Origin of the sequence: Vibrio agarivorans (assembly GCF_030409635.1) — a bacterium.
In the GTDB taxonomy this organism is placed as follows: Bacteria; Pseudomonadota; Gammaproteobacteria; order Enterobacterales; family Vibrionaceae; genus Vibrio; species Vibrio agarivorans.
On the sequence record NZ_JAUFQF010000001.1, the window covers coordinates 1,120,471 to 1,136,953 of the forward strand.

The following is a 16,483-nucleotide window of genomic DNA, read 5'->3' on the forward strand; positions in this document are numbered from 1 at the left end:
TTCCAAATGTTTATATTCAATAATATACATTTATTTCAATGTAACAAGCTGCTAACTTTTTTTATGTTGCATTTCTGGATAATTATTGAGGAGTCATGGATGACCCAACAAGCACATAAAAAAATCAACTCTATCGAGCAAATGACCGTGGCATTCGAGGCAATGGAACTCGCTCTTGGCGAAAAGATTGACGCGACTTTTCCAATCGAAGTGGGTGGGTTTAATTCACTCATACCGATTTTAGTGGCCGCACAGAAAGGGATTCCGGTTGTTGACTGTGACGCAATGGGGCGTGCATTTCCTGAATCCCAGATGGTGACGTTCTTCCTAGATGGTCTGCCATCTGCTCCGAATACGTTAGCGGATGAAAAAGGCAACGTTGTCACCATTCATCCACTCGATGGGGTTTGGTCAGAGCGCTTCGCCCGCCCGATCACTGAACAGATGGGTGGTTCGGCACCAATGTGTTCTATGTTGATGGGATGGTTAGCATTGGCCCAGAAAGTGTTGGCCATCAACTAACCTCACAAGCACTGAGCTTTGGTGGTGAACAACTGACATTGACCGATATTGCATTATCGAAAAGAGTAATGACCTGGAAAGGGCAAGCAGAGCAGCGCCAAATCTCACTCGACCCAGCACTCATTGAGACTTGCTATAGAGATATGATCCAGCAGCTCGAAGAAGGCATCGACAAGATGAAAACCTCGGCACAGGATATTCCCGTTATCCTAGTCGGTGGTGGCAGCGCGATTTTACCTGATCACTTTCAGGGGGCGAGTGAAGTTATTCGGCCAGAACACTTTGAAGTGGCGAATGCGATAGGTGTCGCTTTGGGAGAAGTATCGGGCCAACTCGACAAGGTGATTGCTATCCCCACTCCTCAAAGGAAAGCAATTATCTCGGAGTTAGAAACAGAAGCAAAAATGCTTGCTATCAATGCAGGCGCCAGCCCAGACACTGTTGAAATGATTGAGAAAATTGAGGTTCCACTCAGCTATCTGCAAGGTGGTATGTGTCACATCAAGTATAAAGCCGCAGGCTCTCTGAAATAGTCCCCTAGAAAACAAGTGGATGGGACAAGCCGTTAGTTGTCCCATCCACTAAACTAGTTCTTTTAATTTTGACTAAATAACCTCTTAGGCACGTAGGGCACTAATAATCTGGCGATTTTTGGAAAGCTAGGGGTTACGATATAGACCACGGCGACAAAGGCGGTAGAAGCAAATAGATCTTCCGGCCGGTGCATACCTATCCATAAGCGGCTGTAACACACACCACCAGCCCATGTCATGAGTATTACTAGGCTTGCCCAGTGACGATGCTGCAAGAACAATCCACCGAAGAAAGCAACGCAGATGGCGACAAATATGGTGTGGCCTGATGGAAATGAGTAATCTTTTTCACCCTTCCAGTGCAACGTTCGCCAAGTGTTGACATGATGTGAGGCGTTTTCAATGACCTCATCACGTTGTGGTGCAGACAAGTGGTAAAAATCCTCGGCTGAATCGATAAGCTCGGCTTGCGCGAGATATTCAGTATAAGGACGTGGGCTTTCTGTGAGCTCTTTTAAGGCGGTTTTGCTGGCAAAACCGATAAGCAAAATCACTGCAAGTTGTAAGCCTTTGGCGAGAACCGCTTCTCGTGATAGGGGAAGTCTAAGCATCGCCACACCTAACACCGCTAATGTGATGAGAAAGCCTTTATGTCCTGCGGAATCTGTGAGTAATGTGATTAGCAGTCCAGACATTTCTCCAACTGATGCCGTAAGCGCAACCGTATCGTTAGCTAATGTGATAGCCACAAGCATCAAGCTCATCAATAAAACCACCAATAGCCCAGCTTTCTTGTTCTCTAACACAGCGACCCCCACTTAAGATCCAACTTTAAAGGCGCTGATGATACGTGACACCTAGTGAGAGGTGTATCAAATAAATGTCAAAATCGTTACCAAATATTTATGGCATTGCGCTAATGCAAAATCCACTCCTCGGTCTCCCTATTCCAGCATATAAAAACTTTGAAATTGGTAACGTTATCAGGAAATTATTTTTTGCATGTTCATTTTTTTCGACTCTACACTCAAAGTGAAGTTGTTAAGCCCACCAATAAAATGAGGAGAGCAATATGCGTATTTTATTACTTGTTCTAGGATTACTTGCTTTTACACCAACCTTGTCTGCGAACCCAAGCACTACGCCACCAGAAGTGCCTTGTTACAACGCGGATGGTTCTTTAATTGGTAGTAATGTTCCCATTGTTGATTGCAAAATTCATCATATGTAAGTGATATGCGTAAAATAAATAAAGCTGGTACCCCCTTGTACCAGCTTTGCTTTTTCAATGGAGAGCAATTAAATGACTAGTCCGCCAATTTCCAAGCACGGATATATTCAACTTCCATTGTTGTTGGCAGGCCTGTCTCGCCTTGTAAGTCAACAGGGTAGAACTGGTTACAATCCCAACGGGTAAACTGATCACCGCGCATACCCAATGACAGCGCAACGTTCATATCACGGTGCCAGTAAAGGTTCTTCTTATACCCCACCGGTTCTCCGTTTACATACCACGTAATATCCTCAGGCGTCACATTGACGGCGTAAATCGCAAATTCCTCACGTGGGTCAAAGTCCAACTTGTGTATATTTTGGTTAGTCTCTGCGAACGGTTTAGGACGCATCCACTTGGGTTTGCCATTTTCAACAATCACGTTGTGAAGGTTATGGTCGCTATGGAATACATCGTCAGACTCTTGCTGCAATTCCACCACATCAATTTCAGAATATTGAACATCTCCATCTTCTTTGAGCGTTCTATCAAATGCTGAATACAACCAGAATGCTGGTGATACGCCAGGGTGAAGATCTGCCCCTTTCATTTTGGCTTCATAATAACCATAGACACCCGTGGCTTTCGATTTCGCCATACCGGATTTGAAATACAATGGGAAGTCGTCCACTGGCTTTTTATTACAACCATCCCAGAACTTACGAGTATGTTCTTCATGTACGGCTGATAGCTTCAAAATACCATCTTCGACGACCGCATTTTTGTCATCCCAAGTCCAAACGCCAAATGACTCGGGTTTAAAATTCCATTTGTCCATATCACGAGTTGCAAACTCATCAGACAGTTCATCAATCAACACCCATGTTTCGCCGGCTTTAGCCGTATGAGGTTGAAAAATCTCCTCAGCAATAGCAGCGCTTGAAAGTACACATGAAGCCCCGATAAGAGCCAATGATAACTTATAGCTCACGCTTGTTTTATTTGTCATAGTTTATCCTTTATTAATTTACAGCAAATAAGTAACAAACCCAATGTAAAGCTAACACGAAAGAATACAGTATTAGCCACATTGAAATTAATTATGTTGATTTTTAAATGTATTAAATTAAATATCAGTACGCTCTGACACTCAGCACACCAATCTCTGAGTTTTTCACGACTAATGTATAGTCTCGTGGGTAATCAGTGCCATTTTCTTTGTAATAATTATATCTTGCATCCCAAGCAAAATTATCCTCACCTATTTCATTGGAGTCATAAAAAACAAGAATGTATTTTGCCAAACTAAACTGATTATCCATTTTAATATTAGTATAAAAGTAGTTTGCAATCTCACCATCACGCTCTACCCAGTTTGCGACTATCTGATCACTTACTGGCGTAAACTGAGCATCTGCAAGAACCACTATCGGTTTAAATACTCCATCATCATGTGAGTAGCTATAAATCTCAGCATTATAGGCTTTAGTAATATCGGGAAGCTCCACCACAAATACTTTTTTTACTTCCTCATCTCTTACCATATAAGGGACTGAGTTATCGAAAGTAAAGAATGCCGTCTGCTCAAACTCTAACTTCAACGGTTCAAATATTTGAACTTCATCATTATTATTGTTTCTCGTCATTCCGCGCCACATCTCAGACACATTCACACCTTTATAGCCTGGGACATCTTCAAGTTCAGGCTTCTCAACGTAAACATCGCGAGACACACAACCATAAATTAATGAAAGTGATATCAAACAGCTAATCTTATTTTTGTATGACATATTATTCATGGCAAAATCCTTTTAAGGTCAGCAACAATCTAGCATGTATCCCATTTGTTTTTTTGTGATCCATGCCTACTTAATACTTTTATTAAACGAACATCCCAATATATGGGAAAAGAAATTAAAACAATATCATTAACTTGAACACAAATAACAGACACCCCTATTATACATCCTGCAATCATATTTAAACGAACACATCAATCTTTCGTCATTGACTATCCATCGAGGTAACTCCAATGAATTTAATCCACAAATGACAAGGACTAAGTCATGCGAAAAATATTTACACTATCGTTGTTAGCATTAGCAACACTCCCCTACCAAGCGCTTGCAGATGACAACTTTAAACTAACGGGCTATGCGCGTTATGGTATGGGCTATACAGAAGATGACCCGTTATGGAATAACTCCATTATGAACGGTATAAACGTGATCAAAACGGCTGGTAGTTACTATGCGTTAACTGGTCACCTAGCAAACCAAGGTATGGGAATGGAGTTGGGCCTCCAAAAAAGCTGGGCGGTAAACGACTCAAGGTGGCGCGCACTATTTATGGTTACCGATAACTATAATGCGAGCCCATGGAAAACTGCGCAGATGTTTGCAGGCGGGTCAAATGTTATTGATGGTAACCCGACTGCCGAAGTTTGGGCGGGTCAGCGTTATGCCCAGCGTGTACAAATGCTACTGAATAACTACAAACCTCTTCTGAACGACGGTGTCGGTGGCGGTATCAAAAACTACGACGTCGGCTTTGGTAAATTAAGCGTCGAAGCTATTTCAGGTATAAGACAAAACGGCTATCCGAGTGATAGTAATGGCCGCTACGCATTAATGACCTCTCTTAAAGGTATAAAGATCGCTGACAACCAGACTCTAGACTTTTACGCCAACTATGGTTTTGGTGATGGACGTGAGCGAAACTGGGGAACTGTTGACGATGGCTCCGCATATCAACTCGGTGGGATGTATAACCTTAATAGGAAAGGAAGCTACACCAAATTTATGGTTCGATATGGTGACAAAGTCAAAGAAAATATTGTCCGTCATGCAGGACCTGCTGAAGACGGTGGCTCGCTAGGTGTTTTCCTATATGGCCATGAGAAGCTCACAGACAAGTTCGCTATGATGTATGCATTCAGTCATGAAAATAGTGACTTAACGACTAACTGGAGTGGTGATAAAGAGAAGTGGTACCAAGGCGTGTTAAGGGGTGGTTATTACTACAATAAACATCACAGTACTTGGCTAGAAACTGCATACGACACTGTCGATTTTGGAGAAAACACTAACTCATCATGGAAAGTAACATTATCACAAAACGTTTCCTTAGCTGACTATCTATTCGCTAGACCAATAGTCCACTTCTATGTGTCTTATGGCGGCCTTGATACCGAACTCGTGCGAAACTCAGGAGCTAAACAAGGTGTCAACGAAGCGGTTTCAGTAGGTACATATTTTGAAGTGTTCTTATAATATACCTTTCTGATACGTTATATCACCCCCGTTATTTCCACATCTAAAATAAGACAAATAAAAAGCAACCTCTCAAGTGGTTGCTTTTTTTATAAACAAACTCGGTAATATGACTGTCATAATGACCAATATATGGTATGCCATGTTTTATTCCATGTTCGATTTATAGCGACCGCCATAAATCTTCCCGCTTCCCACTAGGTGGGAATAGTAATCCACACAAAACCTGCGTGATCTGTGTCGACTATATTATCGAACCACTGTGCTAATTTAACTCTCGATGAAAAGATAGATTGCGTGTTCGAAATATAAACTAAAACAAATAACCATTTTGGATTAACAATTACCAGCAGTGGTTACAACACATATACACAAGGATTTGTTTACCATGAAACAAAATAAAAACCTCCTATTCTACATGGCCATTATCGTCTTGAGCGGATTCGTATTTGGCGTCGATGCTGGGATTATTTCTGGCACAGTAAAATTTATTAAAGCGGAGTTTGGTTTAACCGACCTTCAAATTGGTACAGTCGTGAGTGCACCAGCCTTCGGTGCCATCATCGCACTCTTGTTCAGCGGCAGTATTGTTGACAAGATTGGTCGCAAAAAAATGATGCTGGTTATCTCAGGCCTGTACTTGGTATCTGCGATTGCCTCTACGTTTGCCAACAGCTACGAAGTATTAGTCGTAGCACGTATGCTTGGCGGTATGGCATTCTGTTGTCTAAGTATCGCTTCTATGTATATTGGTGAACTAGCACCAAGTAAAATGCGCGGCAAATTTGTAGCCTCAAACCAAGTAATGATGGGTATTGGTTTCTTTGTCGCTTACCTAATCAACTACGGTTGTGTGTTAGTCGTTAATGAACAGTCTTTCCTATTCTCAACTGAGAATGTGTGGAGAACCATGTTCGCAACAGAAATTCCAATCGTAATTCTTTGGACATTTACTCTGTTCAAACTGCCTGAATCACCTCGTTGGTTGATGAAGAAAGGTTACAAAGAAGAAGCAGTTGCTGTTATCACTAAAGTAACTCCAGAAAAAGAAGTCAGCGGTGTTGTTCAAGAAATCCTAGAGAACTTGTCAAAAACAGATCACAGCATCCCGCTGAGCTCTCAACTGAAGATTCTTTTCTCGCCACGTATGAAAACTATTTTGACGATTGGTATCGGTCTCGCTTTAGTTCAATCATTCAGCGGTATGGGGGCGGTTTCTTACTACTCTCCAATGATCTTTGAGCAAGTCGGCCTAGGTGAAAATAATGCTTTCTTCCAGACAACGCTTCTTGGTCTGATTAGTATTGTATTTGCACTAATTGCAATGAAACTCGTAGATAAAACCGGACGACGCACTCTACTTCTGATCGGTCTTCTTACTATCGCACTTAGCCACCTGACAATTTGGTATGGCTTTAGTAGTGCAAAATATGAAATCTCTGCAGAGAAAGTCGTTGCTCTAGAGCAAAAAGTCGACACCACACCACTACAAACACTAGTAGGCAACACTTACGAATCTGACCGCGAGTTTAAGAACGCTATTCGTCCACTATATTCTGAGCATGAGATGGCTCTTAATGAAGGTGCGTTTATCAATGCTTTCATCAAACTTAACCCATGGATGATTGTTACAGCAATATTCGTCTTTAAGGCGGCGTTCTTCTTCTCAATCGGTCCGATGATGTGGGTGGTGTTCTCTGAGATCACTCCAAACCTAGTGCGCTCAGTCGCTATCCCATGCTTTGGCTTAATCGCCAGTTTGGCGGCCTTCTTCGTACAACGTTTCTTCCCATGGCAGCTAACCACATTTGGCGCAGCAAATACATTCCTAAGCTACGCAATTTGCAGCTCTATCGGTATCTTACTCGTGATGTTCATTCTTCCTGAGACGAAGAACAAATCGATTGAAGAAATTGAGGAAATCTTAGTCGACGGTGACCTGTCTGACCTATCTCCAGCTCCGGTTGAAGCTCAAGCTAAGTAATCAATATAAGGCCCACATCGAGTGGGCCCTCTTTTCTATTTGGGAACACTTATGAAAAAAAACATTATTATTCTACATACCGACCAACAACGCTTCGACAGCCTTGGTTGCAACGGTAATGATCATGCACAAACCACAAATATTGACCAACTCGCTTCAGAAGGCTGTAACTTTTCGCGTCATATCTCAACCAACGCAGCTTGCATGCCTTCAAGAGCAAGTTTGATGACCGGGCTGTATGTCCCTGGTCATGGTGTTTCCTCAAACGGAATCCCACTATGGCGTCGTGATAACGGCTGTGAAGACAAGAATAACGTCATTAGTCAGCGTCTATTTGGTGTTGATGTGATGGACAAAATTCCAACTATCGCAGATATGCTTTCTGAAAATGGTTATAACACTGCTCTTTTCGGTAAGCTACACCTTGAACCTATGCTGGCAGACCGCTCGTATGACTTTTACGACTCGTATGCAAGATGGGAAGAAGAAGAGACTGAATTTGATGAAGCGCCCTACTACGGCTTCGCGAAAAAGAAACTGATCCTTGGGCATGGCGAAGCCCCTTGTGGGTACAACCGTGGTCACTATGGTCGCTGGTTACACAAGAACTTCCCACAGTACTTAGATAAGGTGTTCCCGGGGGCCGATATCAACACCAAAGAAGGCTCAATCGCTGACGACATCTATGCATCTAAGTTACCAGAAGAGCTGCACAATACCATGTGGTTAGCCGATGAAGTTTGCCAACACCTAGAGCAGCAGCAACAGAGTGACAGCGACAAGCCCAACTTTATCTTTGTTGGCTACCCAGACCCGCATCACCCATTTACGCCACCAGAATCGATTGCGGCAGAGTTCCACGATATTCCTCTCCCAGAATTTACACGGAAAGAGGATTTAGTGGGCAAAAAGCCGGATGCGGTCGAACAAACGATGCAGAACTTTAGTGCGAGTAAAGAAGACCTTGCCAAAGCGTATCGTTACACAGCCGCTTCAGTAAAACTTATCGATAAATCTGTGGGCAAAATCATCGAGAAAACCAAAGAGCTTGGTATCTATGATGACACCATTATCGTGTTTACATCTGACCACGGAGATTTCTTAGGCGACCTCGATATGATCTGTAAATACGATGTTGCGTTCAACAACCTGCTGCATTTACCGTTTGTTCTCAAGCCAGCCAAAGGAATGAGTGTGCCAAGCGACTGTTCGACTCCTATGAGTAACGCTGATGTTGTCCCTACCCTGCTCTCTTTAGTAGGAGTCGAGGTACCAACATTTGTCCAAGGTGTTGATATATTCAGTGAGGCTGCACAGGATAATACACCTATGGTCACGTGTTACACCGCGAGAGAACAAAATCGTAATATCTCACTGTTTGATCATCATTTCAGATACACCTATTACCTCGATACTGGTGAAGAAGAACTTTATGATCACAGAGAGGACATTAAGGAAACGGTTAATCTTGCTGTTAGCACTGACCCTATTATCCGCTCAATTTGTGATTCATTTAAAGGGCGACTGTTCCAAAAACATATCGAATGTGATCTGGGTATATTTAATCACTATGCTTTATGGTAATTAATTAGAGTTAGTTAAGAAAGCGAGCTTAATTGCTCGCTTTTTTGCATATACAACAATAATAAACATTAATTCTATCCCACATGTCGGGATGATTAATTAAGCACTCCATGTAAGGATATAGATCACAATATAAAATAATAGAGGTGTTAAAATTTAATCATAGCTCGAACGAAGGCAATTAACTAACCTGCTTGCTTTGATTATTTGTCTCACAGAACTATTTATCAACTTCATTTTTATAATTCATTAAAATAGAAACATAAGGATATATATATGGCTTTAAACTTGTCTAATAAACGGAACTTGGTCCCCTTATTAATGGGCGCTTCATGTCTGTTCGTTGGTAATGTATTTGCAGCAGATGTTCTTCCACATACTGCAAAGCCAGGCGAGAAATGGGTTCTTCAAGATGACCGTTCAGATGAATTCGAGTTTGAAGATACTCGTAAATGGGATTTCCAACCAAACCCATTCCAAATTTGGACTTGGGAAAAAGACAACGCAATTGTCGAGGATGGTAAACTTAAACTCACTGCTTCTTATGAAAAGCACAATCGTAAGTTCGAAGATGGCTGTAATGAGAAAACAATCTATGATTTCCCTCTGTTCTTCAAATCTGGGATGGTGAAATCAAAAGCGTCTGGCGTCTATGGTTACTACGAAGCGAAAATCAAAGGTACAGACTTACACCCTGGCGTCTCTCCTGCATTCTGGATCTACAGTAATATCGATACTGCGCTTAAGAAAGAAGGTGATATTCAATACGCTGAGATCGACGTTGTCGAGCTGCTTCAAGACGAAGAAGATCCAACGCACAGTGACCATAACCTGCACAACATCATTGTCAAAGATGGTAAACCGCAATGGGTGCGCCCTAAGCCAAACCCAGAGACGCACCAAAACTTGCATAACCTAGGTTTTGATCCACGTAAAGAGTTTGCTATTTACGCTGTTAATGTCACGCCTGAAGATATTACATGGTATGTGAATGGCGAAGAGGTAGGTCACAAGAAGAACCTATATTGGCATAAAGAGATGAACGTTGCTCTGTCATTAGGTATGCGTGGCAAAAAGTTCACTCGTTGGGATTGTAACCAATTCTACCCTGTTGATGTAGCAGAGGCTGATAGCGGTTTACCGACAACAATGGAAGTTGAATACGTTCGCGTATGGAACAAAGAAGAATAATATAACTTCTCGACTTAACGTTTCATTCCTTTCTTTCGTAATTATTTAGCATTTTAGCTATATTTGGAGTTAGTTTTGGCATTACTGCATTGGGGGCAGAAATGCTGAGCCTAGCTCTTTTTTTATTTATACCTCGCAGACAAAAACACTCAAAATCATATAGTAATCCCACCCTTCGGAATATTTAATTGAGCAGCAACATCTTCAACGATGATCACATTATTCTCTTATTCTCACCCTATTATTATTCGGTGAACATACACAATCCATTTACAATTAACAAAACGAGAATACAGAATATGAAATTACGTTACCTCTTGCTGTCTACTCTTGCTGTGGCAATATCTAGCGCTCATGCTAGTCCCGTTCGTCCAACCGGCTTCCATCCTGGCGAAGTGCGTTGGCAAGAACTAGGAGACAAAAGCGATGACTTTACATCAGGATCACTTAACCCTGCAAAGTGGGTCAGCGCACCTGCAAGCCTTAATGTAGGGGCATGGACATTTGACCCTGCGAATGCCTATGTCCAAGATGGCAACCTAGTTATCGAAACGACTCAAGACACACATATTCGTCGTTTTGCTGACAGTTGTTGGGATGGAGTAGCGGGTGGCCCACCTCAGTTTGTAGACCGAGAGTTTTACTACAAATCTGGAGCAGTTCATTCGATTGCAAAAGGCGTTTATGGTTTCTATGAGGCAAAAATTAAAGGTGTCGAAATATTTCCCGGCCTAAGCCCTGCCTTTTGGCTTTACAGTGATGACCATCCTTACGACGACCGCAATGACCCAACCAAACAATATGTAGATTACAGTGAAATTGATATTGTTGAGTTGCAACAAGCCGATTGGCGAAGCCCTACGGATTACGATGACCAATATGATATGGACCATAATCTTCATGCTCGTGTAGAAGAAAACGGTCAGATCGTTTGGAAACGACCAAAGCCAAACCCAGAAGCCCAGCTTCTGCATTATCGAGCACCTTTTGATCCACGTTTAGATTTCCATACCTATGCTGTAGAAAACCGCCCGGATCGCATTACATGGTATGTTGATGGTGTCGAAGTGGGCTCAAAACCAAATAAGTGGTGGCACCGACCAATGCGCGTCACCTTCTCTCAAGGTCTACGTCGCCATCTCATTAAATACAACCCTGACTGCCAACGAGCCGACCCTAATCCAGACAACATCATCTCAGAGGGGTTTCCTGAGAAAGCTCGCATGAAAGTCAATTATGTCAAAACATGGAAAGCCCAACCCTCTGTTTGGATAGAAGATCAAGATCGCTACACTGGAACTGCGTTCCCTAACACTCAACCAATGAATGTGAGTGTTAACTATCACGGTGGCAGCGACTACTTCGTTGATTCAGGTAATTACGATGGCATAACCCTTAACTTGATAGAAAAGAATGCCTCTGGTTTAGTACAAGTAGTTCGAAGCTCTAACGACCCTAGTACAACATCTGATGCAAACAAATATGCCGGTAAAACCACCTTGAGTCTCAACCTTTCTGGAGTGAAGCCGAGTGACCAACTTCCAAACGGCCACTACTATGCTCTAGCGCCCGTCTTTAGTTCCTCAAATGGTAACCCCATCTACGCTCAAAGCCCAATTGAGCCAATACAAATCACGGGGAATGGAGATGGTAATGATGTGCCGGTGACTGGTGTTGAACTAACACCAAAAACAACATCAGTAAAAGTAAATGAAACCGTCAAGTTAACAAGTACTATTACACCCTATAACGCCAGTGACAAAGGCGTCTATTACTACTCTGATGATTCAGACATTGCTTCGATAAATAATTCAGGCATCGTCACAGGCAAGAAAAAAGGGTCGACTTATGTCACGGTGACCACTAATGATGGTGCATACACCAGCCAAAGTGCTATCACGGTCACCGAAACCAGTGGTGGTTGGACACCTGTGACGGGTGTAGAAGTAACACCCTCAAACCTAAGCCTTACACTAGGACAAAAGAAACTGCTTAATATTTCAGTGATACCAAGCCACGCAAGTAATCAAAGCGTAACGTTCCAATCTAGCAACCCTACCGTTGCGATTGTCAACGCGCAAGGTCAAGTTACAGCAAAAGGAAAAGGCACAGCGACAATAACAGTCAAAACCAAAAATGGGGGCTTCACTAAAACGGTTAATGTCACCGTAAAATAGTTATCAATTAGTTTAAGCGCATGGCAATTAGCTGTGCGCTTAATACCTACCCAAGATCAATTTAGCGCCAATCCTCGATTCACACCAATACCAAGCCATAAAAGGAACAACACAAACAATGCCAGACAGTAAACCACTCAACACCCCCAAAGAAAACGCTCCTCTCGACTATCGCTTCTCTCTTGCCAATGAACGTACATACCTAGCCTGGGTGAGAACGGCTTTGGCATTAGTCGCAGCGGCTATTGGTATTGACCAGCTCACCCCTGACCTTGCAGAGCCTGCTGTTCGAATCGCGCTATCAACATGCTTATGCCTGCTTGCCGGCACCATTGCCGTATATTCCTACTTAAGATGGCAAAACAATGAAAATGCGATGATAAATCAAGTGCCATTAGTTCGGAATAAACTCAACATTATTATCAGCGTAGTGTTACTTACGCTCATATTCACCATTATTACCTTGATCCTGTATTGACCCCTTCCTATTTAGCAAGCGCTCAGTTAATGGCATCACCACGCAGTCCAAGGTCGCATAGATACATCAAAGATACATGCTAAATAATCAGCAAACTCTATCGCTCAAAGCGCTTGTCGTCTCTCACTTGGCCACTACTAATTGTGGCCAAGGCACCATTTTTCAATTCTCTTTAGAGGCAGAGCACTGTATGACAGGCAATAAAAAAGGACCTGAGTAAATCAGGTCCTAAACGAGTTGCCAGTATGAAGCATGAAAATAACCGGCTACCTTGGGAGGGTGTTCTTTAGCCTCTTGGGAACCAAATACTCATATCTTGCTCCTCTCTATTCGCCCAAGCAAAGTAAGGGATAAGTCGAACATTTACCTTCTTGTGCAGGTCTGGCGTAACTTTAAAGTATAAGGTGTCTTGCGTTGGACGTACATCCATTTGGGTCGTCAAACCTATCATATCGTAGGGGAGATCTTTGATGGTTTGCTCTTCAAATTTTGCGTCAATCGGCATAACGAGGTCATCAATTGTGTATTGTTCACTGTCTATGTCTGAACCTTCTAAGCAGTACACAACAGGACCACGCTTAACCGCCACCATGCCATTACTCTGCTCGAGCATAGGATTCGCACCATACAGCTCGACTTTCATTGGTAGCACGATATCAATTTGCTCACCTGATTTGACAGTTTGCTTCTTCATGCCTGAATTCGTCGCCACGCCATTAACGGTTGCACTATCACACCAAGCCGGGATTCGGTAAGTAAGCTCAAAGCCATCTGCTGGGGCATCCAAAACCTTAATTGTGACAGACTCTGTCCAAGGATAATTGGTGTCTATAGCCACTTTAACTGTATCACCGCTTGTAAGCTCAGTTTCGATTTCACTGCCTGCAAACAAGTTAATCGCTATTCCCTGCTCATTTTTAGAGTAGATAAATTTTGGCATCCCCGTGTATGTGCGAAGCAGTTGAGGAGGACAACACCAACAGTCAAACGTGAAGAAACGTTGGTTAGGCACATGAGAAAACTGCTCAAACGTTGGCTCAATGTGGTGATCTCGACGATGTGCACCTGGGTTTGCATAAAAATAACGTTTCATGTCTAAGCTAGAGCCAGAAATGCCAGAGTTGAACATGATCGTTTCGAACCAATCACCAAACTCCGCTTCACCTGTTACATTAAGCATGCGTTTCGCCCACATTGCGCCCGCGATATTGGCACACGTTTCGTTGTATGCAACACGGTGTGGCAGGTTATATTCTGAAGTAAATGCTTCGTATACGCGGTCACCTCGGTCAGAGATACCTACGTACTGAGGGCCCAATGCACCAGTGATATAGATACGACGCTTAACGAGATCTTTCCAGATGCGTGTGACTGAATTCAATAGCGCAGGCTCTTCAGTGTGGGAGTAAACATCCGTTGCACCCGCATACAGATACGCGCCAGTTACCGCGTGACCAACAGCCTGAGTTTCTTCTCTCAACGGTGTTCTGTTTTGCGAGCAGTCTTTACCAGAGTGCGTTTCACTCGCGGCTTCTAACTTTCTACCACGCATCGATACAAATATATCTGCCAGCTCTAGGTAGCGATCATTGCCCGTTGTTCTATAAAGATCGACTAGACCCATGATTTGGCTTGGGTTAAAGCCAAAGTTTGCTAACTCATAAGGCTGTGGAGAGAATAAGTCCCATAGATAGTCTGCATTTTTGATGGCCACTTTCAGCAAACGGTCATCCCCCGTTGCTTCAAAGTGAACACAACCTAATGTATGCAAATGTCCCATGTTGTAGAGTTCGTGAACTTCAATGTCCACCCAACGCTCCACATCGGTGAGAAGTGTTTGCGTACCGATGTATCCGTCTTCTTCTAGGCTCGCTTCAATCCATGGGATGTATTTATTAATGACATCTAAGATACGATCATCTTTGGTCGTTGCATATTGGTTACAACAGCCTTCAAGGAATTTGTAACAGTCACCATCTGACCAATAATTGTCATGAAACTTGCCGTCGACTTCTCCAGCAGCGATACCGAAGTTCAATAGACGTGCAGCATTGGTTTCATTGAGTAAAGCGGCTTCGAGGTTGTAGATGATTTCCATGTAGTTTTCGACACGATTTGCCCAAAACCCGCTCGTGAGTTTAGCCTCACCTGTTTTTATGTTAGAAAACATGCTTAATCCTTCAATGTTTTTATTTGGAACGAACTGAATCTCTCACTGAGTTACACGAAACCTAATTACTAGATTGAACCTATAATAATTAGCCCCTACAACTTTAACCAAAATATAAAACCAACATCGATAGCTATTTCTTTCGACGATTATGTGAAGATAAGTAACACTCACATCATTATTCTGTGCTAAGGCTAGAAACTCAAGTGTAAATACATATCAAACAGTAATTTAACAAACCACCCAACAATTAAACTTTTACTTAAATGGGTTACTACTCGTTGATTAGTTTTCATTTTTACCATTAACCGATTAATATTCCGTGAACCAAGTCACACCAAATATTAATCGGTAAAACTGTCCCGTATTATGGAATTGTTTTCTCACATATATGTAAAACGCTGCACTGCCTCTATGCTTTAGTTCACTACCGCTAACCTACAAATACAAACATGACCAAGCTAATGCTGATCACCGCTAAGGTAATTGCATAGATCGCTCGTGTCGTTAGCCTTTTCAGTACCCATGCAGACAAAGGTACACCAACGAATGAACCAACAACAAACCAAATCGCAGTCGCACTATCCGCTTGTCCGCCTTTCGCATAGCCGATCGCGGCTGTCGCGGATAAGAAGAGCGCAAGGACAACGGATGAACCGATAGATTTTTTGATATCTAGTTTAAGAACATTGTTCAACACGGGTAGCAGCAGTACACCCCCACCGACCCCTGTAGAACCGAGTACCGAGCCACAAAACATGCCAGACAATACCGCTTTACCAGGTTTGACTGAATGATGACTTTCTACCATAGCACTCGCCCCAGTTTTCTTGGCACCATAAACAACTGACATCAGTGACCCTACCATCACCACTATTACTAACGTTGAGATGAGGGATTGTGTTATCTCTGCATAAGTTGGGTGTTGATTAAAATGCACAACTATTTGCGTCACTAACACCGTAATAGGCACGGCTCCGATAAATAATAGCCCCACTTGACGCCATGAAACGTTGCTTGCCTTAACATGAACAATCGACGCATTAATTTTTACCATGGCAGAAATTAAGCTTGCCGTGCCCACCGCCAAGACGGTCGACATGCCGCAAAAGAGTTGCAGCATAGGTATTAGTAATACCCCTCCTCCTACCCCTGTTAAACCTAAACAAAAACCAAAAATCCCACCTAGTAGGATTTTTAATAAAATGAATTCCGTTAGAACTAACTCGGCCATTATATTGGACATTATATCTACCTTTAATTACGCAATATTGTAAACGTTACCATGGGTAGATAGTAATACTGAACTCAGTTCAAATTTTATAGCTCAGACCATATTCAAAGTGAAATAGTGACGAT

Annotated in this window: 13 protein-coding genes and 1 pseudogene; 9 read left to right on the forward strand and 5 right to left on the reverse strand. The window is 42.6% G+C overall.

The genetic code is table 11. The features are described from left to right. Positions 1 to 84: 84 nt before the first annotated feature. Together QWZ05_RS04910 and QWZ05_RS04915 are read left to right on the forward strand one after the other, a co-directional pair. Positions 85 to 510: pseudogene (locus QWZ05_RS04910) on the forward strand (S-methyl thiohydantoin desulfurase domain-containing protein); the annotation flags it as partial. Further along, on the forward strand, positions 483 to 1,055 hold the full coding sequence (locus QWZ05_RS04915; protein ID WP_290296916.1) for a hypothetical protein: 573 nt from the start codon (positions 483 to 485) through the stop codon (positions 1,053 to 1,055). The pseudogene QWZ05_RS04910 and the gene QWZ05_RS04915, both read left to right, overlap by 28 nt. 62 nt (positions 1,056 to 1,117) lie before the next feature. On the opposite strand, the gene QWZ05_RS04920 is transcribed toward QWZ05_RS04915, so the two are convergent. Continuing rightward, positions 1,118 to 1,819 carry a phosphatase PAP2 family protein gene (locus QWZ05_RS04920; protein WP_290297126.1) on the reverse strand — a complete coding sequence of 234 codons (702 nt, stop codon included), beginning with the start codon at positions 1,817 to 1,819 and terminating at the stop codon, positions 1,118 to 1,120. 308 nt (positions 1,820 to 2,127) lie between these two features. On the opposite strand from QWZ05_RS04920, the gene QWZ05_RS04925 reads away from it, so the two are divergent. Further along, the gene (locus tag QWZ05_RS04925) at positions 2,128 to 2,286 is read left to right on the forward strand and encodes a hypothetical protein (protein ID WP_290296918.1); all 159 of its coding nucleotides are present in this window, start codon (positions 2,128 to 2,130) and stop codon (positions 2,284 to 2,286) included. A 76-nt stretch (positions 2,287 to 2,362) separates the two neighbouring features. Here QWZ05_RS04925 and QWZ05_RS04930 read toward each other — a convergent pair whose 3' ends face one another. Together QWZ05_RS04930 and QWZ05_RS04935 are read right to left on the reverse strand one after the other, a co-directional pair. Further along, positions 2,363 to 3,277, reverse strand: a complete 915-nt coding sequence (locus QWZ05_RS04930; RefSeq protein ID WP_290296920.1) for a family 16 glycosylhydrolase — start codon at positions 3,275 to 3,277, stop codon at positions 2,363 to 2,365. Positions 3,278 to 3,401: 124 nt separating this feature from the next. Then, a complete protein-coding gene (locus tag QWZ05_RS04935; protein ID WP_264876712.1) occupies positions 3,402 to 4,067 on the reverse strand; it encodes a hypothetical protein in 666 nt (221 codons plus the stop codon). Between the two features lie 267 nt (positions 4,068 to 4,334). Between QWZ05_RS04935 and QWZ05_RS04940 the strand changes: the two genes are divergently transcribed. The 6 genes from QWZ05_RS04940 (at position 4,335) to QWZ05_RS04965 (ending at position 12,954) form a co-directional block, all read left to right on the forward strand. Continuing rightward, positions 4,335 to 5,540, forward strand: coding sequence for a carbohydrate porin (locus QWZ05_RS04940; RefSeq protein WP_264876713.1), 1,206 nt, complete (start codon positions 4,335 to 4,337; stop codon positions 5,538 to 5,540). A 388-nt stretch (positions 5,541 to 5,928) separates the two neighbouring features. Next, positions 5,929 to 7,524 (forward strand): MFS transporter, encoded by a 1,596-nt coding sequence (locus tag QWZ05_RS04945; RefSeq protein WP_264876714.1) that lies wholly within the window; start codon positions 5,929 to 5,931, stop codon positions 7,522 to 7,524. A 51-nt stretch (positions 7,525 to 7,575) separates the two neighbouring features. After that, the gene (locus tag QWZ05_RS04950) at positions 7,576 to 9,108 is read left to right on the forward strand and encodes a sulfatase family protein (RefSeq protein WP_264876715.1); all 1,533 of its coding nucleotides are present in this window, start codon (positions 7,576 to 7,578) and stop codon (positions 9,106 to 9,108) included. Positions 9,109 to 9,384: 276 nt separating this feature from the next. After that, the gene (locus tag QWZ05_RS04955; RefSeq protein ID WP_264876716.1) at positions 9,385 to 10,299 is read left to right on the forward strand and encodes a family 16 glycosylhydrolase; all 915 of its coding nucleotides are present in this window, start codon (positions 9,385 to 9,387) and stop codon (positions 10,297 to 10,299) included. A gap of 299 nt (positions 10,300 to 10,598) precedes the next feature. Then, positions 10,599 to 12,476: an Ig-like domain-containing protein gene (locus QWZ05_RS04960; RefSeq protein WP_290296923.1), complete on the forward strand. Its 1,878-nt coding sequence runs from the start codon at positions 10,599 to 10,601 to the stop codon at positions 12,474 to 12,476. A 118-nt stretch (positions 12,477 to 12,594) separates the two neighbouring features. Beyond that, positions 12,595 to 12,954, forward strand: coding sequence for a YidH family protein (locus tag QWZ05_RS04965; protein ID WP_290296925.1), 360 nt, complete (start codon positions 12,595 to 12,597; stop codon positions 12,952 to 12,954). A gap of 286 nt (positions 12,955 to 13,240) precedes the next feature. Here QWZ05_RS04965 and QWZ05_RS04970 read toward each other — a convergent pair whose 3' ends face one another. Both QWZ05_RS04970 and QWZ05_RS04975 read right to left on the reverse strand, forming a co-directional pair. Then, complete coding sequence (locus QWZ05_RS04970) at positions 13,241 to 15,124, reverse strand: glycoside hydrolase family 127 protein (protein WP_264876719.1); 1,884 nt, start codon at positions 15,122 to 15,124, stop codon at positions 13,241 to 13,243. 433 nt (positions 15,125 to 15,557) lie between these two features. Continuing rightward, positions 15,558 to 16,370, reverse strand: coding sequence for a sulfite exporter TauE/SafE family protein (locus tag QWZ05_RS04975; protein ID WP_290296928.1), 813 nt, complete (start codon positions 16,368 to 16,370; stop codon positions 15,558 to 15,560). Positions 16,371 to 16,483 lie beyond the last annotated feature (113 nt).